General features: G+C 69.6%; 18 protein-coding genes and 1 tRNA gene. 4 read left to right on the top strand and 15 right to left on the bottom strand.

Annotated elements, in window-relative coordinates:
- The 3 genes from VF612_RS15945 to VF612_RS15935 form a co-directional block, all read left to right on the top strand.
- The coding region (locus tag VF612_RS15945; protein ID WP_408660835.1) for an aldehyde dehydrogenase family protein at window positions 1-314 on the top strand (314 nt) is incomplete at its 5' end.
- Between the two features lie 5 nt (window positions 315-319).
- Window positions 320-1,024 (top strand): GntR family transcriptional regulator, encoded by a 705-nt coding sequence (locus VF612_RS15940; protein WP_408660834.1) that lies wholly within the window; start codon window positions 320-322, stop codon window positions 1,022-1,024.
- A gap of 45 nt (window positions 1,025-1,069) precedes the next feature.
- Complete coding sequence (locus VF612_RS15935) at window positions 1,070-2,038, top strand: aldo/keto reductase (protein ID WP_408660833.1); 969 nt, start codon at window positions 1,070-1,072, stop codon at window positions 2,036-2,038.
- 27 nt (window positions 2,039-2,065) lie between these two features.
- Here VF612_RS15935 and VF612_RS15930 read toward each other — a convergent pair whose 3' ends face one another.
- The 15 genes from VF612_RS15930 to VF612_RS15860 form a co-directional block, all read right to left on the bottom strand.
- Entirely contained in the window at window positions 2,066-3,385 is a 1,320-nt protein-coding gene (locus VF612_RS15930) for a tetratricopeptide repeat protein (protein ID WP_408660832.1), read from the bottom strand.
- Between the two features lie 971 nt (window positions 3,386-4,356).
- Complete coding sequence (locus VF612_RS15925; protein ID WP_408660831.1) at window positions 4,357-5,376, bottom strand: hemolysin family protein; 1,020 nt, start codon at window positions 5,374-5,376, stop codon at window positions 4,357-4,359.
- A complete protein-coding gene (locus VF612_RS15920) occupies window positions 5,373-6,701 on the bottom strand; it encodes a hemolysin family protein (RefSeq protein ID WP_408660830.1) in 1,329 nt (442 codons plus the stop codon). The genes VF612_RS15925 and VF612_RS15920 overlap by 4 nt, the downstream gene beginning before the upstream one ends.
- Before the next feature lie 90 nt (window positions 6,702-6,791).
- On the bottom strand, window positions 6,792-8,099 hold the full coding sequence (locus tag VF612_RS15915) for an NAD(P)/FAD-dependent oxidoreductase (RefSeq protein ID WP_408660829.1): 1,308 nt from the start codon (window positions 8,097-8,099) through the stop codon (window positions 6,792-6,794).
- Complete coding sequence (locus VF612_RS15910; protein WP_408660828.1) at window positions 8,099-8,866, bottom strand: amino acid ABC transporter ATP-binding protein; 768 nt, start codon at window positions 8,864-8,866, stop codon at window positions 8,099-8,101. Before VF612_RS15910 ends, VF612_RS15915 begins: the two co-directional genes overlap by 1 nt.
- The gene (locus tag VF612_RS15905) at window positions 8,863-9,867 is read right to left on the bottom strand and encodes an amino acid ABC transporter permease (protein ID WP_408660827.1); all 1,005 of its coding nucleotides are present in this window, start codon (window positions 9,865-9,867) and stop codon (window positions 8,863-8,865) included. The genes VF612_RS15910 and VF612_RS15905 overlap by 4 nt, the downstream gene beginning before the upstream one ends.
- A 7-nt stretch (window positions 9,868-9,874) precedes the next feature.
- Window positions 9,875-10,744, bottom strand: a complete 870-nt coding sequence (locus tag VF612_RS15900) for an ABC transporter substrate-binding protein (protein ID WP_408660826.1) — start codon at window positions 10,742-10,744, stop codon at window positions 9,875-9,877.
- 255 nt (window positions 10,745-10,999) lie between these two features.
- Window positions 11,000-13,195: a catalase/peroxidase HPI gene (gene katG / locus VF612_RS15895; protein WP_408660825.1), complete on the bottom strand. Its 2,196-nt coding sequence runs from the start codon at window positions 13,193-13,195 to the stop codon at window positions 11,000-11,002.
- A 72-nt stretch (window positions 13,196-13,267) separates the two neighbouring features.
- Complete coding sequence (locus VF612_RS15890) at window positions 13,268-13,717, bottom strand: Fur family transcriptional regulator (protein WP_408660824.1); 450 nt, start codon at window positions 13,715-13,717, stop codon at window positions 13,268-13,270.
- Between the two features lie 134 nt (window positions 13,718-13,851).
- A complete protein-coding gene (locus VF612_RS15885; protein ID WP_408660823.1) occupies window positions 13,852-14,277 on the bottom strand; it encodes a PIN domain nuclease in 426 nt (141 codons plus the stop codon).
- A 3-nt stretch (window positions 14,278-14,280) separates the two neighbouring features.
- Window positions 14,281-14,487 carry a type II toxin-antitoxin system VapB family antitoxin gene (locus tag VF612_RS15880; RefSeq protein WP_408660822.1) on the bottom strand — a complete coding sequence of 69 codons (207 nt, stop codon included), beginning with the start codon at window positions 14,485-14,487 and terminating at the stop codon, window positions 14,281-14,283.
- Window positions 14,488-14,575: 88 nt separating this feature from the next.
- On the bottom strand, window positions 14,576-14,764 hold the full coding sequence (locus VF612_RS15875) for a hypothetical protein (protein WP_408660821.1): 189 nt from the start codon (window positions 14,762-14,764) through the stop codon (window positions 14,576-14,578).
- Between the two features lie 144 nt (window positions 14,765-14,908).
- The gene (locus VF612_RS15870) at window positions 14,909-16,093 is read right to left on the bottom strand and encodes a PQQ-dependent sugar dehydrogenase (protein WP_408660820.1); all 1,185 of its coding nucleotides are present in this window, start codon (window positions 16,091-16,093) and stop codon (window positions 14,909-14,911) included.
- A 148-nt stretch (window positions 16,094-16,241) separates the two neighbouring features.
- Window positions 16,242-16,313 (bottom strand) — tRNA-Val (locus VF612_RS15865).
- Between the two features lie 51 nt (window positions 16,314-16,364).
- Window positions 16,365-16,778 (bottom strand): TIGR02611 family protein, encoded by a 414-nt coding sequence (locus VF612_RS15860; RefSeq protein WP_408660819.1) that lies wholly within the window; start codon window positions 16,776-16,778, stop codon window positions 16,365-16,367.
- A gap of 181 nt (window positions 16,779-16,959) precedes the next feature.
- Between VF612_RS15860 and VF612_RS15855 the strand changes: the two genes are divergently transcribed.
- Complete coding sequence (locus VF612_RS15855) at window positions 16,960-17,988, top strand: NAD(+)/NADH kinase (protein WP_408660836.1); 1,029 nt, start codon at window positions 16,960-16,962, stop codon at window positions 17,986-17,988.
- Window positions 17,989-18,103: the final 115 nt, after the last annotated feature.

Below are 18,103 nucleotides of genomic sequence, written 5' to 3'. Positions count from 1 at the left end.
TCGAACGGGACGAGGTGTTCGGCCCGATCTGCTCGATCAGCAGCGTCGCGACCCTGGACCAGGCGATCAGCCGGGCCAACTCGGTGCAGCACGGTCTGGTGGCCGGCCTCTACACCCGCGACCTCACCGGCGCCCTCGAGGCGGTGAACCGCCTGTCCGCGGGCATGATCAAGGTCAACGCGCCGACCACCGGAGTGGACTTCTACCTGCCGTTCGGGGGCGTGAAGGCCTCCGGCTACGGCGCGAAGGAGCAGGGCAAGGCCGCGGTCGACACCTTCACCAGCATCCACACGGTCACCATCGAAGCCGGGTGAGAACGGTGACCCGTACCCTGTCGAGCAGCCAAGCCGACGACGGACTCCTCCTGCAGTCCGCTGGGTCCCGGACCAGCCTTCGCGACGAGGCCATCAAGACCCTGCAGGCCGCCATCATCGCCGGCGAGTTGCGGCCGCACGTGGTGTACTCCGCACCGACGCTCGCTGCCCAGCTGGGCATGTCGGCCACACCGGTACGCGAGGCCGTGCTCGATCTGGTCAAAGAGGGACTGGTGGAGACCGTCCGCAACAAGGGATTCCGCGTCGTCGAGCTCGCTGCCGCCGAACTCGACGAGCTCACCGAGCTGCGGCTGCTCATCGAGGTCCCCTCGGTGCGCAACCTCGCCCGGCGCGGGCTGTCTGCCGCCGAGTACCGGGCGTTGAAGCAGCTGACCACGCAGATCGAACGCGCCGCCGTGCGCAACGACATGGTGGCCCACAACAAGGCGGACCTGGAGTTCCACACCGCGCTGCTCGGCCTGCTCTGCAACAGGACGCTGGTCGAGACCGTCCGGTCACTGCGGGTCCGGTCACGGCTGTACGGGATGTCCAGGCTGGCCGACTCCGGACAGCTGCTGCCCACCTCGCACGAGCACATCGAGCTGCTCGACCTGATCCGGGATCGGGACGCGGCGGGCGCCGCGCGGCTGATGCGCCAGCACATCGGGCACGTCCGCGGATCGTGGGCGACCGGCGCCGCCGAGGACTGAGCGCCCTTTCCGCTGCTCCATGCCTCGTCTACGAAAGGCCGTCTGATGGCTGCTGTGCCCGCGTCGATGCCGCAACGGCAGATCGCCGGCCGCGAGGTAGGAGCCATCGGGCTCGGCTGCATGCCGATGAGCTGGTTCTACGATCGCGGCGCACGGAACGACACCGAGGCCGCTGCCGCGATCAACGCCGCGCTCGACCACGGCGTGACGCTCTTCGACACCGCTGACGTCTACGGCCCATTCACCAACGAGACGCTGCTCGGGCGCGCCCTGACCGGTCGCCGCGACGAGGCGTTCCTGGCCACCAAGGCAGGCCTTCTCGTCGACGGCGCCTCGCAGTACCACCGCGACGGCTCGCCGGCCCACATCCACCGATCCTGCGACGCGTCGCTGCGGCGGCTGCGGACCGACCACATCGACCTGTACCAGCTGCACCGCGTCGATCCCGCCGTCCCGATCGAGGTCAGCGTGCAGGCGATGGCCGAGCTCGTCGCGGCCGGCAAGGTAAGGGCGATCGGGCTGTCCGAGGTCAGCGTGGCAGAGCTCGACCGCGCCGCGCAGGTCGCGCCCATCGCCTCGGTGCAGTCGGAGTTCAGCCTCTGGACCAGGGAGCCGGTGCACAGCGGGGTGCTGGACTGGTGCTCCGACCATGGCGCCGCGCTGCTCGCCTACGCCCCGCTCGGCCGCGGGTACCTCACCGGCGCCATCCGCTCGCCGTCCGATCTGCCTGCTGATGACTTCCGCCGCGGCAATCCCCGCTTCCAGCCGGCGGCGCTGCGCGCGAACGAGAGCTTGCTGGCTACCGTCCTGGAGGTCGCGGACCGCAGCGGCGCCACCGCCGCGCAGGTCGCCCTGCGCTGGTTGCTCAGCTACAGCGATCGGGTCCTGCCGATTCCCGGCACCCGGCGAGCAGCCAGGGTGATCGAGAATGCCCTTGCGGCGACGGTCGATCTGAGCAAGGACGACGTGTCGCTGCTCGATGAGCTCCAGGAGCCCCAGGACCCGCGTTACTGACCGGTGCCCGGGCGAGGAATCGGTGTCTCAGTCCTCGCCGGCGCCGGCGAGCCTCGCTTCCTTGGCCGGTGACCGCCGCGGGCCGTCCACCAGGTTCAAGGCCGTCGCAGCCTGCCGGAAGGCCGACACGGAGCCGGCCAGGTCCCCTCGGTCGGCCAGCGTGGTGGCAAGCTCCACCCAGGCCCGAGCCGCGCTACGGGTAGCGCCCAGGGTGCCGAGGATGGTCGCTGCCTCGGTGAAGAGTTGCCTGGCGCGGTCCGGATCGCCTTGGGCGTTCACCGCCGCGGCGAGCGCAACCGTCGCCCGCGCGCATTCCAGGTGGGCCGAGGGCCCGACCAGCTCCAGCGCGCGCTCGGCAGTCGATACCGCCGCATCGGTGTCGCCGAGTTCGAGGTGGGCGCGGGAGAGATCGGTGAGCGCGTAGGCCTGCTGCACCTTGTCCGGCATGACGGACAGCAGCGCCATGGCTTCGGTGAGCACGGTTACCGCCTCCTCCGCGCGCGGCGGGTCCATCCGCAGCAGCATGTAGCCCCGAGCGGTCAGCAACATGCCGAGCATCCGCGGGTCCGACCCGTGGCGAAAGACCGACAGCGCCTCGTCGGCCAGCTCCAGCGCTTCCAGGTAGCGTCCACGCTCGGCCGCGACCAGGCTCGCATTCCAGATGATCGCTCCCCGCGTCAGCGGTGACTTGACCCGGGAGGCCCGCTCCAGGCCCTCGCCGAGCAGGTTCTCGGCCTGACGCAGCTCGCCCAGCTCGTACCAGGCATTGGCGACCGTGGCGAGCAGTTGAACCGATTGCTCGGAATCCTCCGCGCCCAGCTGTCCGAGCTCCTCCAGGGCGCGGCTGCCGACCTCGATGGCGCGGTACAGCTCGCCGAGTTCGAACAGGCAACGGCACCAGCCCTGCGTCGCCGCCAGCGACACCGAGTGCGCCGGGTCCACCAGCCCAGAACGCACGCAGCTTTCATACATCTCGACTGCTTCGCTCAGGCGGCCCTCGCGCTGCAGGGTCTGAGCAAGGCTCAGCGTCGTCCGGATGCGCAGCATGGGGTCGTCGATGCCGTCCTGCAGGACTTGCTGATAGCCGACCCGAGCTGTCGAGATCTCGCCCGTCTCCAGGCTGAGGTCTGCGTAGCGGATGGCTAGGGCAGCAGGCTGCCCTTCCGCGGCCGGTTTGCCGTAGAGCTCCTCGGGCCGGCACCCCAGCGACCTGGCGAGGATCTGCACCGTCTCGTCACTGGGCTGGCGCCGATTGGACTCCAGCAGCGAGATGTAGCTGATGGACAGCTCATCGCCGGCCACCTCGGCCTGGGTCAGGTTACGCGCCAACCGAAAGGAGCGAAGCACCTCACCGAATGCCACTGGATTCCTCTTGACTCGTTGGGTTTACTCGTGTAAGTAAGTACACTACATCGGTCAAATGTCGTCTACCGGTGCAATTTACGGCTACAGCTGTGAAAGGTCACTTTCATGAATCAGTATTCTCCTCGTGGCCGACTGCGCAGAGCCGTTCCAGTCATGCTCACTACTGGCACGCTCGCCCTCTCCGCATTCATCACGCCGCCTACTGCTTATTCCGCCCACCCCCGCCACGGCCATCCACCGGTGACTGCAGTGAATCACGGTTGCTGCCCGCCCTGATTTCATCCCCGCCAGACGCGGCCTGAGCCTATCGGAGTACCCGAGCAAGCGGCTCAGGACGTGTGTTTAGCTGGTTAACCGTGTCGTGCAAGGGCTGGCTCGCTGGACAGAGCCGCCTGCAGCGGCAGCACCGGTGCCAGCTACGCGAAGCGGTCAGCGCCAGCAAGTGATGAGACCCCGGCGCGCCGTACCGGGCTGTTCGACTCCACCGCGAACGGATAGTTTCACTGCCGACGCTGCGCAGGAGAATATGCAGGTGTCTGCGCGGCTTATGCCGCGCACGCAGCGCTCCACTGGGCGGTTCCTAGGCAGGGTGTTCGGTGCCCGTGAGCTCTCGTGAAGCATTGTAAATAGCCTAGTCAAACGGTTGACAATCTTATTTACTGCCTTCTACGCTGCCGAAACGGCTCCAAGCCGTCAATTCCCCTCGAGCCGATTTCCAGTTGGCTCTTCGTTGAAGGAGCGTTCGTGTCTGCTGGATGCGGCGCGGGTTCGAGTAGAAGCCGTTCCTCCACCGGGCTGCCCGGCCCGGTCTGTGGTGTGCGCGCCCGACACGGGGTGGGACGCGCGGCCGCGGTTCCCCGACCCTCCTCTCCCAAGGAGGCCAGCTGTTCACTCGCAAGAGACCCCCCTTGATTCGGCAGTTGCCTGATCCGCCGCGCATGACCTGAGTCAGGTCAGTCCTCGCCGGGACGCGGGATCTCGCCGAGCAGCTTCTCCAGCACGTCCTCGAGGGTGGTGACCCCGAGCTGGGTCTGCCCGGAGGTGACGATCGCCATGTGGGTATTGGTCCTCTTCATCGCCTCGAGCGCGGCGGTCATGGTGGTGTCGGCCGCCAGCTCGGTCATCGGTCGGTGGGTGTCGCGCGGCAGCCGGGCCCGCGGTCCGAGCGCCTCCAGCCGAAGCAGGTCCTTGGCATGGACGTAGCCGGTGAGCCGGTTGCCGTCCCGGATCGGGTACCGGGAGTAGCCGCTAGCGGCGATCACGCGTTGCAGATCGCCGATACGCGCGCCCGGGCTGAGGGCGACCAGGCTGTCGAGGCTGATGAGGATGTCGGCCAGGGTGAGGGTGTCCATCGCCAGCGCCTGCTGCAAGCGGTGCTGGTCGCCGCTTTCCAGCAGCCCTTCGGCGGCGGATTCGTCGACGAGGTGGACGAGATCTTCCGACGAGTACGTGGTGTGCAGCTCGCTGGTGGGCTCCACACCACCGAGCCGGAGCAACCCGTTGGCGAGCGCGCTGATCACGGTGAGCACGAACCCGGTGAGCTTCGTCCACACCGCCATCACCAGCCCCAGCGCCAGCGCGCTACGCAGCGGGCTGGCCAGGGCGAGGTTCTTGGGAACCATCTCGCCCAGCACCATGTGGCAGAAGGACACGAAGGCGAGCGCGATCACGAACGCCACCGGATGCAGCAAGGACTCCGGCAGCGACCAGGCCTGGAACAACTGCTCCAGCCGGTGCGCGAACGCGGGCTCCGCGACCGCGCCGAGTCCCAGCGAGCACAACGCGATGCCCAGCTGCGAGCCGGCCAGCATCCGGTCCAGGCCGCGCATCTGCGCCAGCGCGATCGATGCGCGACGGTTGCCCGCCTGGGCCAACGGCTCCACCTGGTCGCGCCGGGCGGTGATCAAGGCGAACTGCGCCCCTACGAAAGCGGCATTGCCGAGCAGGAACACGATTGCCAGCACGATGCTCACGACGGGTCCTCCTCCGTCTCGAGCTGCGGCTCGCCTGCTGGTGGAGCAGCGATCAGCCTGTCGATGCGGCGGCCGTCGAGCCGGTCCACGGTGAGTGTCCAGCCCTCGATCGTGACGCACTCACCGCTGCCGGGCAGATGCCCTAGACGCGCCAGGACCAACCCGGCCAGCGTGTCGAACGGGCCGGTGATCTCCGGCCAGCCGAACACCTCCGCGAAGTTGTCGCGGTGCAGCCGCCCGCTCACCGAGCGGCGGCCGTCGGTCAGCGCTATGACCTCGGGCACCTCGCCGATGTCGTACTCGTCCCGGATCGGCCCGGTGATCTCCTCGATCAGATCCTCCACCGTGACCACCCCCGCGGTGCCACCGAACTCGTCGATGATCACCGCGAGTTGCAGGCTGCCGCGGCGCAGGGTGTGCAGCAGCGGCTCGCAGTGCAGCGTGGTGGGCACCCGCTCGGCCTCCACCATCAGCTCATCCACCCGGACGGCGGCGCGGTCGGGCAGCTCGACGCCGTAGGCGTGCTTGAGATGGACGACCCCGGTGATGTCGTCGAGGTCCGCCCCGTAGACCGGGAACCGTGACCTGCCGCTGGTGCGGGCGAGCGTGAGCAGCTCGGCCGCCGTCGCGTGGCGCGGCAGCGCCACCACATCGACGCGCGGCGTCATGACATCGGCGGCGATCTTGTCACCGAACGACAGGCTTCGCCGCAGCAGATCCGCCGTCGCCGTCGGCAGCGCCCCCTCGGCCGCCGACGAGGAGATCAGGTACCGCAGCTCGGCCGGGGACCGTGCCGAGCGCAGCTCCTCCTGCGGCTCGACGCCGAGGGCACGGACCACCCAGTTCGCGGCGCCGTTGAACGACGCGATGACGGGCCGGAACACCCGGGTGAAGCCGAGCAGCAACGGCACGATGCGGCGGCTGGTCGCCAGCGACCGTGCCAGCGCGAGGTTCTGCGGCACCAGCTCGCCGAACAGCATCTGGGCGACGGTGGCAAGCAGCAGGCCGAGGATGAGCGCCACGATCTCGCTGGCATCGCCGAGGCCCACCGCGGTGGTGAGCGGGTGCAGCGCGGCCGAGACCACCGGCTCGGCGACGAACCCGAGCAGCAGCGAGCAGACCGTGATGCCCAGCTGCGCGCCGGAGAGCTGGAACGACAACGTCGAGGTGGCCCGGTGCACCGCCATGGCGCGCCTGTCCCCCTGCTCGGCGTCGCGGGCGACCCGGCTCCGGTCGACCGACGTCAAGCCGAACTCCGCGGCCACGAAGACGGCGTTCGCCGCGATGAGGACCACCACAGCCAGCCAGCCCAACAGGGTCAGCACCGTTTCCTCACACCTTCCAGCCGCTGCCGCGGGAACGTGCGGCTACTCACGACGGTACTGGGCTCCCTCTCGGGGCCAGCCACCCGGAACTCAGCCGAGCACGTTGCGCGGGTGTGCGGCGTCCGGGACGCGGAGCCGGGAGTAGAGCGCGAGGTCCAGCTGACCGGGCAGGTGCCGGTACGGCAGGGCCACGGGATCGGTGTCGTGGTCGCGGCCTTGCTCGGCAGCGGCGACAAGGGCCCGCATCGCGCGGCCGATCAGCGGCGCGAGCTTGAAGGAGTTGCCGCTGGTGCCGCACGCCATAAAGAAACCGGGCAATTGGCTCTTGTCGATGATGGGTGTCCAGTCCTCGGTGACGTCGTAGAGCGCGCCCACGCCGGACGGCCGGTTGGGCACGGCGAGGCCGGGCAGCCGCCTCGCCACCCGCAGCACCTGTCTGGTCCAGATCTCCTCGGTCGGGATGCGGCTGTAGCCGTCGGCGCCGTCCATCCACTCCAGCGGGTCGCATTCGGGCTCGGTGCTGCTGATGTGCAGGCGCGCGGAACCCTGTGGCCGGAAGGCGCTGCCGAGATCCAGGTCGGTGACGAAGGCGCCGCGCAGATCCGCGAACTCCGCCGGGCAGTCGATCTCATGGGTCTCCGTGCGCAGGACGCGGCCCCGAACGGCCATGTCGCCGGTCACGCCGGCGAGGACGTTGAGCGCGTCGCTCCACGGCCCGGCCGCGTTCACCACGACCGGGGTGCTGATGAGCTCGCCGCCCGACAGCCGGACGCCGGCCACCCGGGCCCGGGAGGTCACGATGTCGACGACCTTGTGCCGGCGGCGGAATCGCGCCCCGAGCCGAGCGGCCGCCGACAGCAGGTTCTGCGCGGCCAGGGCAGGAAGGTCGACATAGCCGGCATCGGCATAGAACACCGCATCCAGCCGGTCGGTCGAGGTGGACCAGAACGCGTCGTCCTCGGGCAACGCCGGCGGTCCGAGGCGCGAGGCGTCCAGGGCCGGAAAACGCTCCTCGACCTGATCGGGGCCGAGGCGCTCGGCCGCGATGCCGGCGGCAGCGAGCCGGTCGAGGATCTGGTCGAGGTTCTCGGTCACCGGGTCGAGGACCAGGGCGCCGGTCGGACGGTAGCGGAAGGTCCCGTCCGGATCGTCGTACTCGGTGTAGGCGGGCCAGTCGATCCAGTCGAAGTAGCAGTCCCGCGCCGCGGCGACCGCGGCCGGCGCCGTGTAGTGACAGCGGATGATCGCCGAGGAGTCCATGGTGGACCCGGCGCCGGCGGTCGATCCCTGATCGACGACCGTCACCTGGCGCCCGTCCCGGGCGAGCTCGAAGGCGATGGCGCTTCCGAGGATGCCGGCGCCGATGACGACGACGTCGGCGGTGGCGGGCGCGCCCATCAGGCGAGCCAGGCCTCGGCAGCCGCGGTCGCGGTGGCTCCTTCCCGCCGCAGGAAGGCACGGGTGAGCTCGTTGCGCGGGTCGCCCAGCACCTGCTCCGGCGGCCCGGATTCGCAGATCGCGCCCTCGTGCAGGAAGCAGACCAGGTTCGACACCTCCCGGGCGAAGCGCATCTCGTGGGTCGCCAGGATCATGGTCATCCCCTCGGCCGCGAGCTCTGCGATGATGCTGAGCACCTCACCGACCAGCTGCGGGTCCAGCGCGCTGGTGACCTCGTCGAGCAGCAACAGCCGCGGATTCATCGCCAGCGCGCGAACGATGGCGACGCGTTGCTGCTGGCCGCCGGACAGCCGGTCCGGATAGGCCGTCGCCTTCGCGGCAAGGCCGATCCGCTCCAGCAGGCGGCAGGCTTCGTGCTCAGCGGCGTCCCGGCGCTGCTTGAGCACCTTGCGAGGGGCGAGGGTGATGTTGTCGAGCACGGTCATGTGCGGGAACAGGTTGAAGTTCTGGAAGACGATGCCCACCCGCCGGCGCAGGAAGTTCAGGTCGACGCCGGGGCCGGACACCCGCTCTCCGTCCAGCCAGATGTCTCCGGCGTCGACCGGCTCCAGCGCGTTGATGCACTTGAGCAGCGTCGATTTGCCGCATCCCGACGGGCCGATCAGGCTCACGATCTGGTGCTCGTCGACGCTGAGGTCGATGCCGCGCAGCACCTGCGCCGGCCCGAAGGCCTTGGCCACCCCCCGGAGCTCGACGACGGCGCTCATGCGGCGCCGGCCTGGGTGCGGCGCATATCGCGGGCGGTCAGGTAATCGACCAACCGGGCCAGCGGGACCGTGATGAGGACGAAGACCAGGCCGACGCCGGTGACGGCGGAGAGGTTGAAGGAGTTGCTCGCGATGATGCGGGACTGGTTGAACGCATCGAGCAGCCCCACGAAGCTGACCAGGGCAGTGTCCTTCTGCAGCCCGATGAAGTCGTTGAGCAGCGGCGGGATGATCCGCCGGATGGCTTGCGGGGCGACCACGTGGCGGACGCTCTGCAGGTGGGACAGCCCGAGGGATCGCGCTGCCGCGGACTGGCTCCAGTGCACGCTCTCCAGGCCGGCCCGGAAGACCTCCGACACGTAGGCGCCGTAGACCAGCACGAGCGCCAGGACGCACAGCTTGAAGCCCGACAGCCCGGCGAGAACAGGCAGCCCGGCAATGGGCAGGCCGAATGCGATGAGATAGATGACGATGACTGCAGGCATGCCCCGGAACAGGTCGACATAGACGATGGCCAGGGCTCTGATCGGGCGGAAGGCCCGGCCCGGCATCATGCGGACGGCCGCGACGAGAAATGCCCACGGCAGCACCAAGGCCTCGGCCAGGAGGAACATCCGCACGTTGAGCCAGAAGCCGGTCAGCACGCTGGGCAACGAGTCGCGAAGCACCTGGCCGTTGAAGAACGTCGTGATGACCGCATGGTCGTTCGAGGTGAGCGAGACCACGACCAGGCCCACGATCAGGACGGCGACGGCGGTGGCAACCGCGTACCAGGCCCACTCCCGTGCCCGGCTCAGGTGCACCCGGGCGGCATAGGCGTCCCCGTCCCGGGCACGGCCGCGGGCCCTGAGGTACTGGTGGACCGCGACCCATCCGAAGGGCGGCAGCGCCGCACACAGCAGCAGGGCGTGGCTTCGCCCGGTGAGGGCGGCCCGAGCCGGTGGCGGCGCGGCCACCATGGTGTCACCGGGCGCTGCCGACTGCAGGATGTCGCCGCTCATCGGCGGGTCAGGGCTGCAGGTACGGCACGGTGTCGGGGTTCTTGCCGAACTCCGGCACCAGGTACTTGGTAGCCAGCTGATCCAGCGTCCCGTCGCGCTTCATGTCCGCGATCAGCCGGTTGACGATGGCCAGATTGGGCGAGTCCTTCGGCACCAGCGCCCCGTACACACCACCGGTTCGGTACTGCCCCACGACCTCGAGTTGCCCGTTGGACTGCTTGGCCTGGGCCAGCACCGCCACCGTGTCCAGCAACACCGCGTCGATCTGGCGAGCGCCGAGGGCGGCGAACATCGACGGCTGGTCCTGGTACACCGCGGGCGCACGCGTCGGTTTCAGCGTCTCGGTAAGGAAGTCCAGGCTGGTGCTGGCCTGCAGAACCCCCCAGTGCAGGCCGCGGGCATTCGCGCTGTCGACCGTGGCGCCCTTGCGCACGAGCACGCCCTGGTCGGAGGACAGGTACTGATCGGAGAAGTTCGCGATCTTCGCCCGCGCCGGGGTGATGTTGATCGTGGACAGCGCGAGGTCGAAGCCCTTGACGTTGCCGGCGACGAGGGCGTCGAAGCTGGTGTTGATGATCTTCAGCTTCAAGCCGAGCCGCTCGGCCATGTACTGCGACATCCCGTACTCGTAGCCGCCGGTCATGGTGTCCGGGCCGGCGCCGTTCCAGAAACCCGGACCGGGAAGGTTCGTCGCGACCGTCAACGTCCCTGCCCGCGCAGGACGAAATCCCTCGACCGCGCCGGCGGATCCGCTCGCCGTCCGGTTGGAGCCGGCGGCCGGGCCGTCGCTTGCCTTGCTGCTGGAGCCGCACGCCGCCAGCACGGCGAGGAGGGCGGCCAGCGCGGTGAATCGGATGACACGAGCGAGTACGGACACCGTGGCTCCCTGGACGTTGTGATGGGGCTGACCTGTCCGGTGATCTTCGGGCATCCGCTGGATGCGCCCTGTGGAGCAATTACTCCATTATGGGCGCAGACAGTAGCATCGACTTTGCAGACTCTTCAAGCCTGAATGGGATAATAAGGCGGCAGTCGACCAGAGTATGTATCTACACCATCAATGACTGCATCGAGTGTCTGGGACGGGCTGCGTCCGGGCCGGCCGGCAGTAGGCCGGCCCGGACGCCAGGCCTCAGTCGATCCGGTGGGACGGGACGTCGAACCGGTCCAGCATCATGACCTTGTGCCACGCGGCCACGAAGTCGCGCACGAACTTCTCCTGCGCGTCATCGCTTGCGTAGACCTCGGCGATGCCCCGCAGCTGCGAGTTGGCCCCGAAGACCAGGTCGACCGCGGTGGCCGTCCACCTGAGGTCGCCGCTGGCCCGGTCGCGGCCGTCGTAGACGTTCTCGGCCGACTCCGAAGCCTTCCACTCCGTGTCCTCGGCGAGCAGGTTCACGAAGAAGTCGTTGGTCAGCGTTCCGGGCCGGTCGGTGAACACCCCGTGGTCGGACTGGCCGAAGTTGGCCTTGAGGGCACGCATGCCGCCGACCAGCACCGTCATCTCCGGCGCGGTCAGGGTGAGCATGTTGGCCCGGTCCAGCAGCCGGATCTCCGGCGGCAGCTTCTCCCCGGGCTGCAGGTAGTTGCGGAAGCCGTCGGCGGTCGGTTCGAGCACCGCGAACGTCTCGACGTCGGTCTGCTCCTGGGAGGCATCCGTGCGGCCCGGGATGAACGGCACCACGATGTCGTGCCCGGCATCGCGGGCCGCTTGCTCGACCGCCGCGCAGCCGCCCAGCACGATCAGGTCAGCGAGGGAGATCCTCGTGCTGCCGGACTTGGAGTTGAAGTCCTGCTGGACCTGCTCCAGGGTCTGCAGGACCTGGGCGAGCTCGGTCGGCTCGTTGGCCTCCCAGTCCCGCTGGGGGGCGAGCCGGATCCTGGCGCCGTTGGCGCCGCCGCGCTTGTCGGTGCCGCGGTAGCTCGCCGCCGAGGACCAGGCGGTGGACACCAGCTGGGAGATGGACAGGCCCGAGTCGAGGACCTTGCCCTTCAGCGCCGCGACCTCCTCCTCGCCGACCAGGTCATGGTCGAGCGCGGGCACCGGGTCCTGCCACAGCTGCTGCTCCGGCACCCACGGGCCGAGGTAGCGCGTCACCGGGCCCATGTCCCGGTGCAGCAGCTTGTACCAGGCCCGGGCGAAGGCGTCGGCGAACTCGTCCGGGTGCTCCAGGAAGCGCCGGGCGATCTTCTCGTAGGTGGGGTCGAACCGCAGCGCCAGGTCCGTGGTCAGCATCATCGGCGGACGGTTCAGCGAGCCGTCCTCCGGGTCCGGCGCGGTGTTGGCGCCGGCGCCGTCCTTCGGGCGCCACTGCTTGGCGCCGGCGGGGCTTTCGATCAGCTCCCACTCGTAGCGGAACAGGGTCTCGAGGAAACTGTTGTCCCAGGCGGTCGGGGTGGGCGTCCAGGTGACTTCGAGTCCGCTGGTGATCGTGTCCCTGCCCTTGCCGCTGCCGTAGCTGTTCTTCCAGCCGAGCCCCTGCGCCTCGATCGGGGCAGCCTCCGGCTCCGGGCCGACGTAGTCGGCGCCGGCCGCGCCGTGGGCCTTGCCGAAGGTGTGGCCGCCGGCGATCAGCGCGAAGGTCTCCTCGTCGTTCATCGCCATCCGGGCGAAGGTGTCCCGGATGTCCCGAGCTGCGGCCAGCGGGTCGGGGTTGCCGTTGGGCCCCTCCGGGTTGACGTAGATCAGGCCCATCTGGACGGCGCCGAGCGGGCCGCTGAGCTGGCGCTCGTCGCCATAGCGCTCGTCGCCGAGCCAGGTGTCCTCCGGGCCCCAGAAGATCTCCTCCGGCTCCCAGATGTCCGGACGCCCGAAGCCGAAGCCGAAGGTCTTGAAGCCCATCGACTCCAGCGCGCAGTTGCCGGCGAAGACGAGCAGGTCGGCCCAGGAGATCTTCTTGCCGTACTTCTTCTTGACCGGCCAGAGCAGCCGGCGGGCCTTGTCGAGGTTGGCATTGTCCGGCCAGCTGTTGAGCGGGGCGAACCGCTGCGCGCCCTGGCCGCCGCCGCCGCGGCCGTCGGCGATCCGGTAGGTGCCCGCGGCATGCCAGGACATCCGGATGAACAGCGGCCCGTAGTGGCCGTAGTCGGCCGGCCACCAGTCCTGGGAGGTCGTCATGACCTCGTAGATGTCGCGCTTCAGGGCCTCGACATCGAGAGACTTGAACTCCTCGGCGTAGTCGTAGTCCTCGCCCATCGGGTTGGACCGGGGCGAGTGCTGGTGCAGCACCTGCAGGTTCAGCTGGTTGGGCCACCAGTCCTGGTTCGTCCTCGGCCGATGCGCGGCTGGCTTCGGGGAGGGGATTACCGGGTTCTCGCTCTCGGACACGTCGGTCGCTCTCCTGTCTGGGTATCTCTTGTGATCGATGGCTTGCGTGGTGTGGTCTTTGGATGCGGCGGGTCAGTCGCCGCCGGCCGCCGTCGCTGACGTGGCCGGAGCGCAGGCCGGGCACAGGCCCCAGTAGACGACCTCGGCCTCGTCGATGGCGTAGCCGTTGTCGTCGGAGGCGGTCAGGCAGGGTGTGCTGCCGACGGCGCAGTCGACGTCGGCGATCGCGCCGCAGGACCGGCACACGACGTGGTGGTGGTTGTCCCCGACCCGCGCCTCGTAGCGGGCGACAGAGCCCGACGGCTCGATGCGCCGCACCAGACCCGCGGCGGTCAGCACGCGCAGCACGTCGTAGACGGCCTGGTGGGACACCGCGACGTGGTCCTGGCGCACGGCGCCGATGATCGAGTCGGTGTCGGCATGTGGATGCTCGTGCACCGCGGTCAGCACGGCGACCCGGGGGCGCGTCACGCGCAGATCGGCCTCGCGCAACATGCGCTCGAAGTCCGACATGGTGGGCATGCCGGGGAGTTTGGACTATTTTTTGGAATCGTTCAAGTGCCAGCGGCCGTTACCTTGAGCACCTGATGCCCGGTTGGCAGGCTAGCCCCCACCGAGCCGTCTGGCTCTCCTACCCGGCGAATTCCAGAGCGCGGTCAGGCGAGGCTGCCGCGTTCGGCCACCCAGCGATGGTTGAAATCCAGGACCTCGGCCGCGATGTCGAAATCGGCGTCGTAGTGCACCACGGTCAGTCCGTGTTCGGCCGCGAGCACCGCGGTCAGCAGGTCCGGCAGACCGACCGCGCGGTGACGGCCGGTGCGGGCCAGCGTGCGCTGGACATCGAAGGCCCGCTGCCAGTGCTGGTCATCGGTAGGCAGGTACTCATACGCGGTCCGCCGGTCGGCGCGCACGCGCTCGTACTCGTCGGGACTGCGGGTGCTGAACAGCGCCTCGGCATCCAGTGTCGCGCACGTCGCCACGACACCACCCTCGATCAGCGGAGCCAGCCGGCGGCTGACGGAAGGCTGCGGCATGCGCGCCGCTGCGCTCGTGTCGATGAGGAAGCGGGCGACGTTCGCCACCCGTTATCGCCACACCTCGGCTCGCTGATCACGGTCGGCCATGCCGGCCATCCCGCCCTCCGCCAACCAGGTGACCTGGCGAGCCCGGGCGGCTGCAGCGGTGACCTGGGCCAGCGCCGTGCGCACCGTATCCGTCACGCCGGTCGTCCCAAGCTGCCGCTGGGCCTCGGCGAGAAGCTCGTCGTCCAGGTCGATCAACCTCTTCGTCACCACGGCCTCCATATATGTTAGTGCCGCTGAGTATATATGGAGGAGCGCCGCGCCACGCAGACACCAACCCGGACCGCCGGAGGCCTCGTCAGTCCGCTGACGGCCGGTTCAGCTCGGCGTCCCAGGCTTGGCCGAGTTGCCATTCCCGCTCGGCGACCTCCCGGTAGACGATCCGGGCCTCCGGCGTCGCGGGGATGTCGGCGCGGATCAGCGCCAGCCGCGCCTCGGTGGCGGCGATGTAGTCCTGGGTCAGCTGGGCGAACTCTTCATCAGTCATGGGGATGCTCCGTAACGAAGGACGGCGCTGACTGCCCAGCCATCCGCGACGCTAACCACCCCGCATCCGGCACGCAAGCGGTTCAGGACTGGGCCTGCTGCCGCGAGGTCCGGCCAACCCGGATTCCCAGCCCCTGCCCGCCGCTCAGCGCGCCGGGAACCGGAGGATGCGGTCGTCGTCATCCTGCGCGTCGCCCCGGCCGTCGGTGTTGGAGGTGGTGACCCAGAGCGAGCCGTCCGGCGCGGTCACGACCGTCCGCAGGCGGCCGTAACGTCCTAGCAGCTCGGCCCTGGGCGTCCCGGCGGCCTCTCCGTTGAGCGGGACGGTCCACAGCCGCTCCCCGCGGAGGGCGGCCACGTACGCGGTGTTGCCGGCGATGGCCATGCCTGAGGGCGATGCCTCACCGGTGGACCAGGTGACGAGCGGGTTGGTGAACCGGCCGCCGTCGGTGTTGCCGGAGCCTTCCACGAGCGGCCAGCCGTAGTTGCGGCCGGGCTTGATGAGGTTGACCTCGTCCAGCTGGTTCTGCCCGAACTCGGTGGCGAACAGCCGCCCCGCCGAGTCCCAGGCGAGGCCTTGGACGTTGCGGTGGCCGAAGCTGTACACCGGTGAGCCCGCGGTCGGGTTGCCTGGGGCCGGCGCCCCGTTTGGGGTCAGGCGCAGGATCTTTCCGTTGGGGCTCGACCGATCCTGGGAGCGCTGGGTGTCGCCGGCGTCGCCGGTGCCGACGTACAGCATCCCGTCCGGGCCGAAGGCGATACGCCCGCCGTTGTGGAAGCCGGCCTTGGCTATGCCGTCGAAGATCACGTCGGGCGTCCCGGCGCCGAGCCGGAAGCGGACGATGCGGTTGTCCTGTTCGCCGGTGTAGTAGGCGTAGACGAGGTTGTCCTTGGCGAAGGTCGGGGAAACCGCGAGGCCCAGCAACCCGCCCTCCCCCGACGCCGCCACGCCGGGCACCTGGTAGGCCTGCCGGGGCGCGCTGCCGGGGGTCAGTCTGAGGATCCGGCCGGTGTCGCGCTCGCCGACCAGGGCGTCGCCGCCGGGCAGGAAGGCCAGGCCCCAGGGCACGTCGATGTTGCGTGCCAGCACCTGCGGCGCGCCGAGATTGGGCTTGGCGGACGAGGTGGTGCTGGGCCTTGCGCTCGAGGTTCCGGGGCTGGTTTTGGCGCCTGATGTGCTGGTGGCAGGAGCGGTGCTGGTAGCAGGAGCGGTGCTGCTGGCTTGGGCAGTGCTGCTGGCCTGGGCGGTGCTGGTGTTGGGAGCGGCGTCGGGCTCGGCGCTGCTGTCGCAACCGGCCACCGCGAGCAAGGCGATGAGCGCGCCGCACACCCACCACCGGCGGGGGCTGGCAACCCGAGAACATCTTGTTCCAGCGGCCGCAGCGCGGTCGAGAGGTTGACCCGACTCGGATTCGATCATGGTGATGTCAACCCTTCGACTGATATGCGCCCGGCATGTCGGAGGTTCCAACTGTGGGTGGGCGATACTGGGATCGAACCAGTGACCCCTGCCGTGTGAAGGCAGTGCTCTCCCGCTGAGCTAATCGCCCCGCACCAGGTGCGGCGAACGTCGGCTAGCTTACATGGGCCGTCAGCAAGCCTCACCGCAGCGTCTGCCAGCCCAAGTACGCCGCCCCGGCCAGCACCAGCAGCCCCACCAGGCCCAGCAGCATTCGGATCAGCAGCGACTGGCGCTTCGCCCAGGCCGTCCACCTGCGCAACAGGCGCCGCCCGTGCTGCAGCAGCCGTTGGGCCCAGCGGAATTCCGTGGCCCAGACCGCCACACCGACGAAAACCAGCGCCCAGCCCGGACCCGGCAACGGGATCAGGACCAGCCCCAGGGCCACGATCGCGCCACCGATCAGCGCGATCAGCAGCGTCCAGATCGTCGCGCCGCCCGGAACGCGCCGGACCCGGTCCCGGATGGGCTGCAGCCACCTGGGCGGGTGGGGTTGGGAGTGCCGATCCGGCTCGCGATCGTCCAGCCTGGTGCCACCAGCCGGTCCGTCAGCCACCTGCGCTCCGCTCGGTCCTGCCGCCGGCCCTGGCACCGGGCGGTCTCGGTCATCGCTGATCCTGCTGGCAGGTCAACGCCTTGCCCACTCTTACAGTTCCACTGGCGCCACCAAGGCGTGCAGACGGGTCCCGGCCCCCACACCGCGGGCCCACTACGGTGTCGGTGTGGACAACCCCGACATGGCCCCGGCCTGCACCCGCATCGGCCTGGTGATCCACCACGGCCGGCCCGCCGCTGTGGCCGCCGCCGATCGGGTACGCGGCTGGGCAGCCACCCACGGCATCGTGGTCCACGAGGTGGACGTCTGGCGGGACGACCAGAACCCCGCCCGCCTGCCCAGCAGCCGCCGCAACTCTGCCGACGAGGCGGCCGCCAGCGGGCATCCGGACCTGATCGTCACCGTCGGCGGGGACGGCACCTTCCTGCGGGGAGCCCGGGTGGCGGCCCAGGACGGCGTTCCGGTGCTCGGGGTCAACGTCGGCCGGGTCGGCTTCCTCACCGAGGTGGAGCCCGCCGACATCGAATCCGCGCTGACCGCCTTCGTGGCCGGCCATGCCCACCTCGATGAGCGGCTGATGCTCACCATGCGCGCATCCCGGCCGCTCTACATCCCGGCCGGCCTGCAGTCAGCGCTGCAGTACGGCCGTGGGCCGTTGCTGCCGCCGCCACCGCGCCGGGGCCCCGCGGAGCCGAGCACGAAGACCGGCGTCGACCTCGACGTCACCGCGGTCAACGACATCGTCCTGGAGAAGCTGGCCCGGGATCGGCAGGCCAGCCTGGGCGTCTACCTCGAGGGCACCCTCTTCGCCAGCTACTCGGCCGACGCGCTGATCGTCGCCAGCCCCACCGGCTCCACCGCCTACAACTTCGCAGCCGGCGGCCCGATCGTCTCGCCGCGGGTCCGGGCGCTGATCTTCACCCCGGTAGCCGCCCACATGGTGTTCAACCGCAGCCTGGTGGTCGGCGCCGAGGAGGAACTCGTCGTCCGGGTGCTGGAGCGATCCGGCCAGGTGGCGGTCAGCATCGACGGCCAGCTGCGGGGTGTGCTCGACCCCGGCGACTGGGTCAGCGTCCTCCCGGCCCGCCGGCCGGCTCACCTGGTCCGGCTCGGGCCGTCGGACTTCTACGCCCGGCTGCGGTCCCGGTTCGGACTGGTCGACGCGCCGGCCGCCGTCGCCGACAGCATCCCGACCCACCTCGACAGCTGACCACCGCTGCTTCGACGACGAGCAGGACCGCTCAGCCCTAGCCGGGCTGCTGCTCGCCGTGCTTCATCTCGGCCTCGTAGATATGCCTGACGCCGTCGCCGAATCGCTGCCGGAC

This window comes from Jatrophihabitans sp., assembly GCF_036388195.1.
Lineage (GTDB): Bacteria > Actinomycetota > Actinomycetes > Mycobacteriales > Jatrophihabitantaceae > Jatrophihabitans_A.
This window is presented reverse-complemented; position numbering and strand designations above follow the sequence as displayed.

Excerpts from the sequence above, each read along its gene's own strand:
- VF612_RS15890 (WP_408660824.1), bottom strand. The coding sequence starts at position 13,717 with ATGCCCACCATGTCGGACTTCGAGCGCATGTTGCGCGAGGCCGATCTG.
- VF612_RS15905 (WP_408660827.1), bottom strand. The coding sequence starts at position 9,867 with ATGAGCGGCGACATCCTGCAGTCGGCAGCGCCCGGTGACACCATGGTG.
- VF612_RS15915 (WP_408660829.1), bottom strand. The coding sequence starts at position 8,099 with ATGGGCGCGCCCGCCACCGCCGACGTCGTCGTCATCGGCGCCGGCATC.
- VF612_RS15875 (WP_408660821.1), bottom strand. The coding sequence starts at position 14,764 with ATGACTGATGAAGAGTTCGCCCAGCTGACCCAGGACTACATCGCCGCC.
- VF612_RS15935 (WP_408660833.1), top strand. The coding sequence starts at position 1,070 with ATGGCTGCTGTGCCCGCGTCGATGCCGCAACGGCAGATCGCCGGCCGC.
- VF612_RS15855 (WP_408660836.1), top strand. The coding sequence starts at position 16,960 with ATGGCCCCGGCCTGCACCCGCATCGGCCTGGTGATCCACCACGGCCGG.
- VF612_RS15910 (WP_408660828.1), bottom strand. The coding sequence starts at position 8,866 with ATGAGCGCCGTCGTCGAGCTCCGGGGGGTGGCCAAGGCCTTCGGGCCG.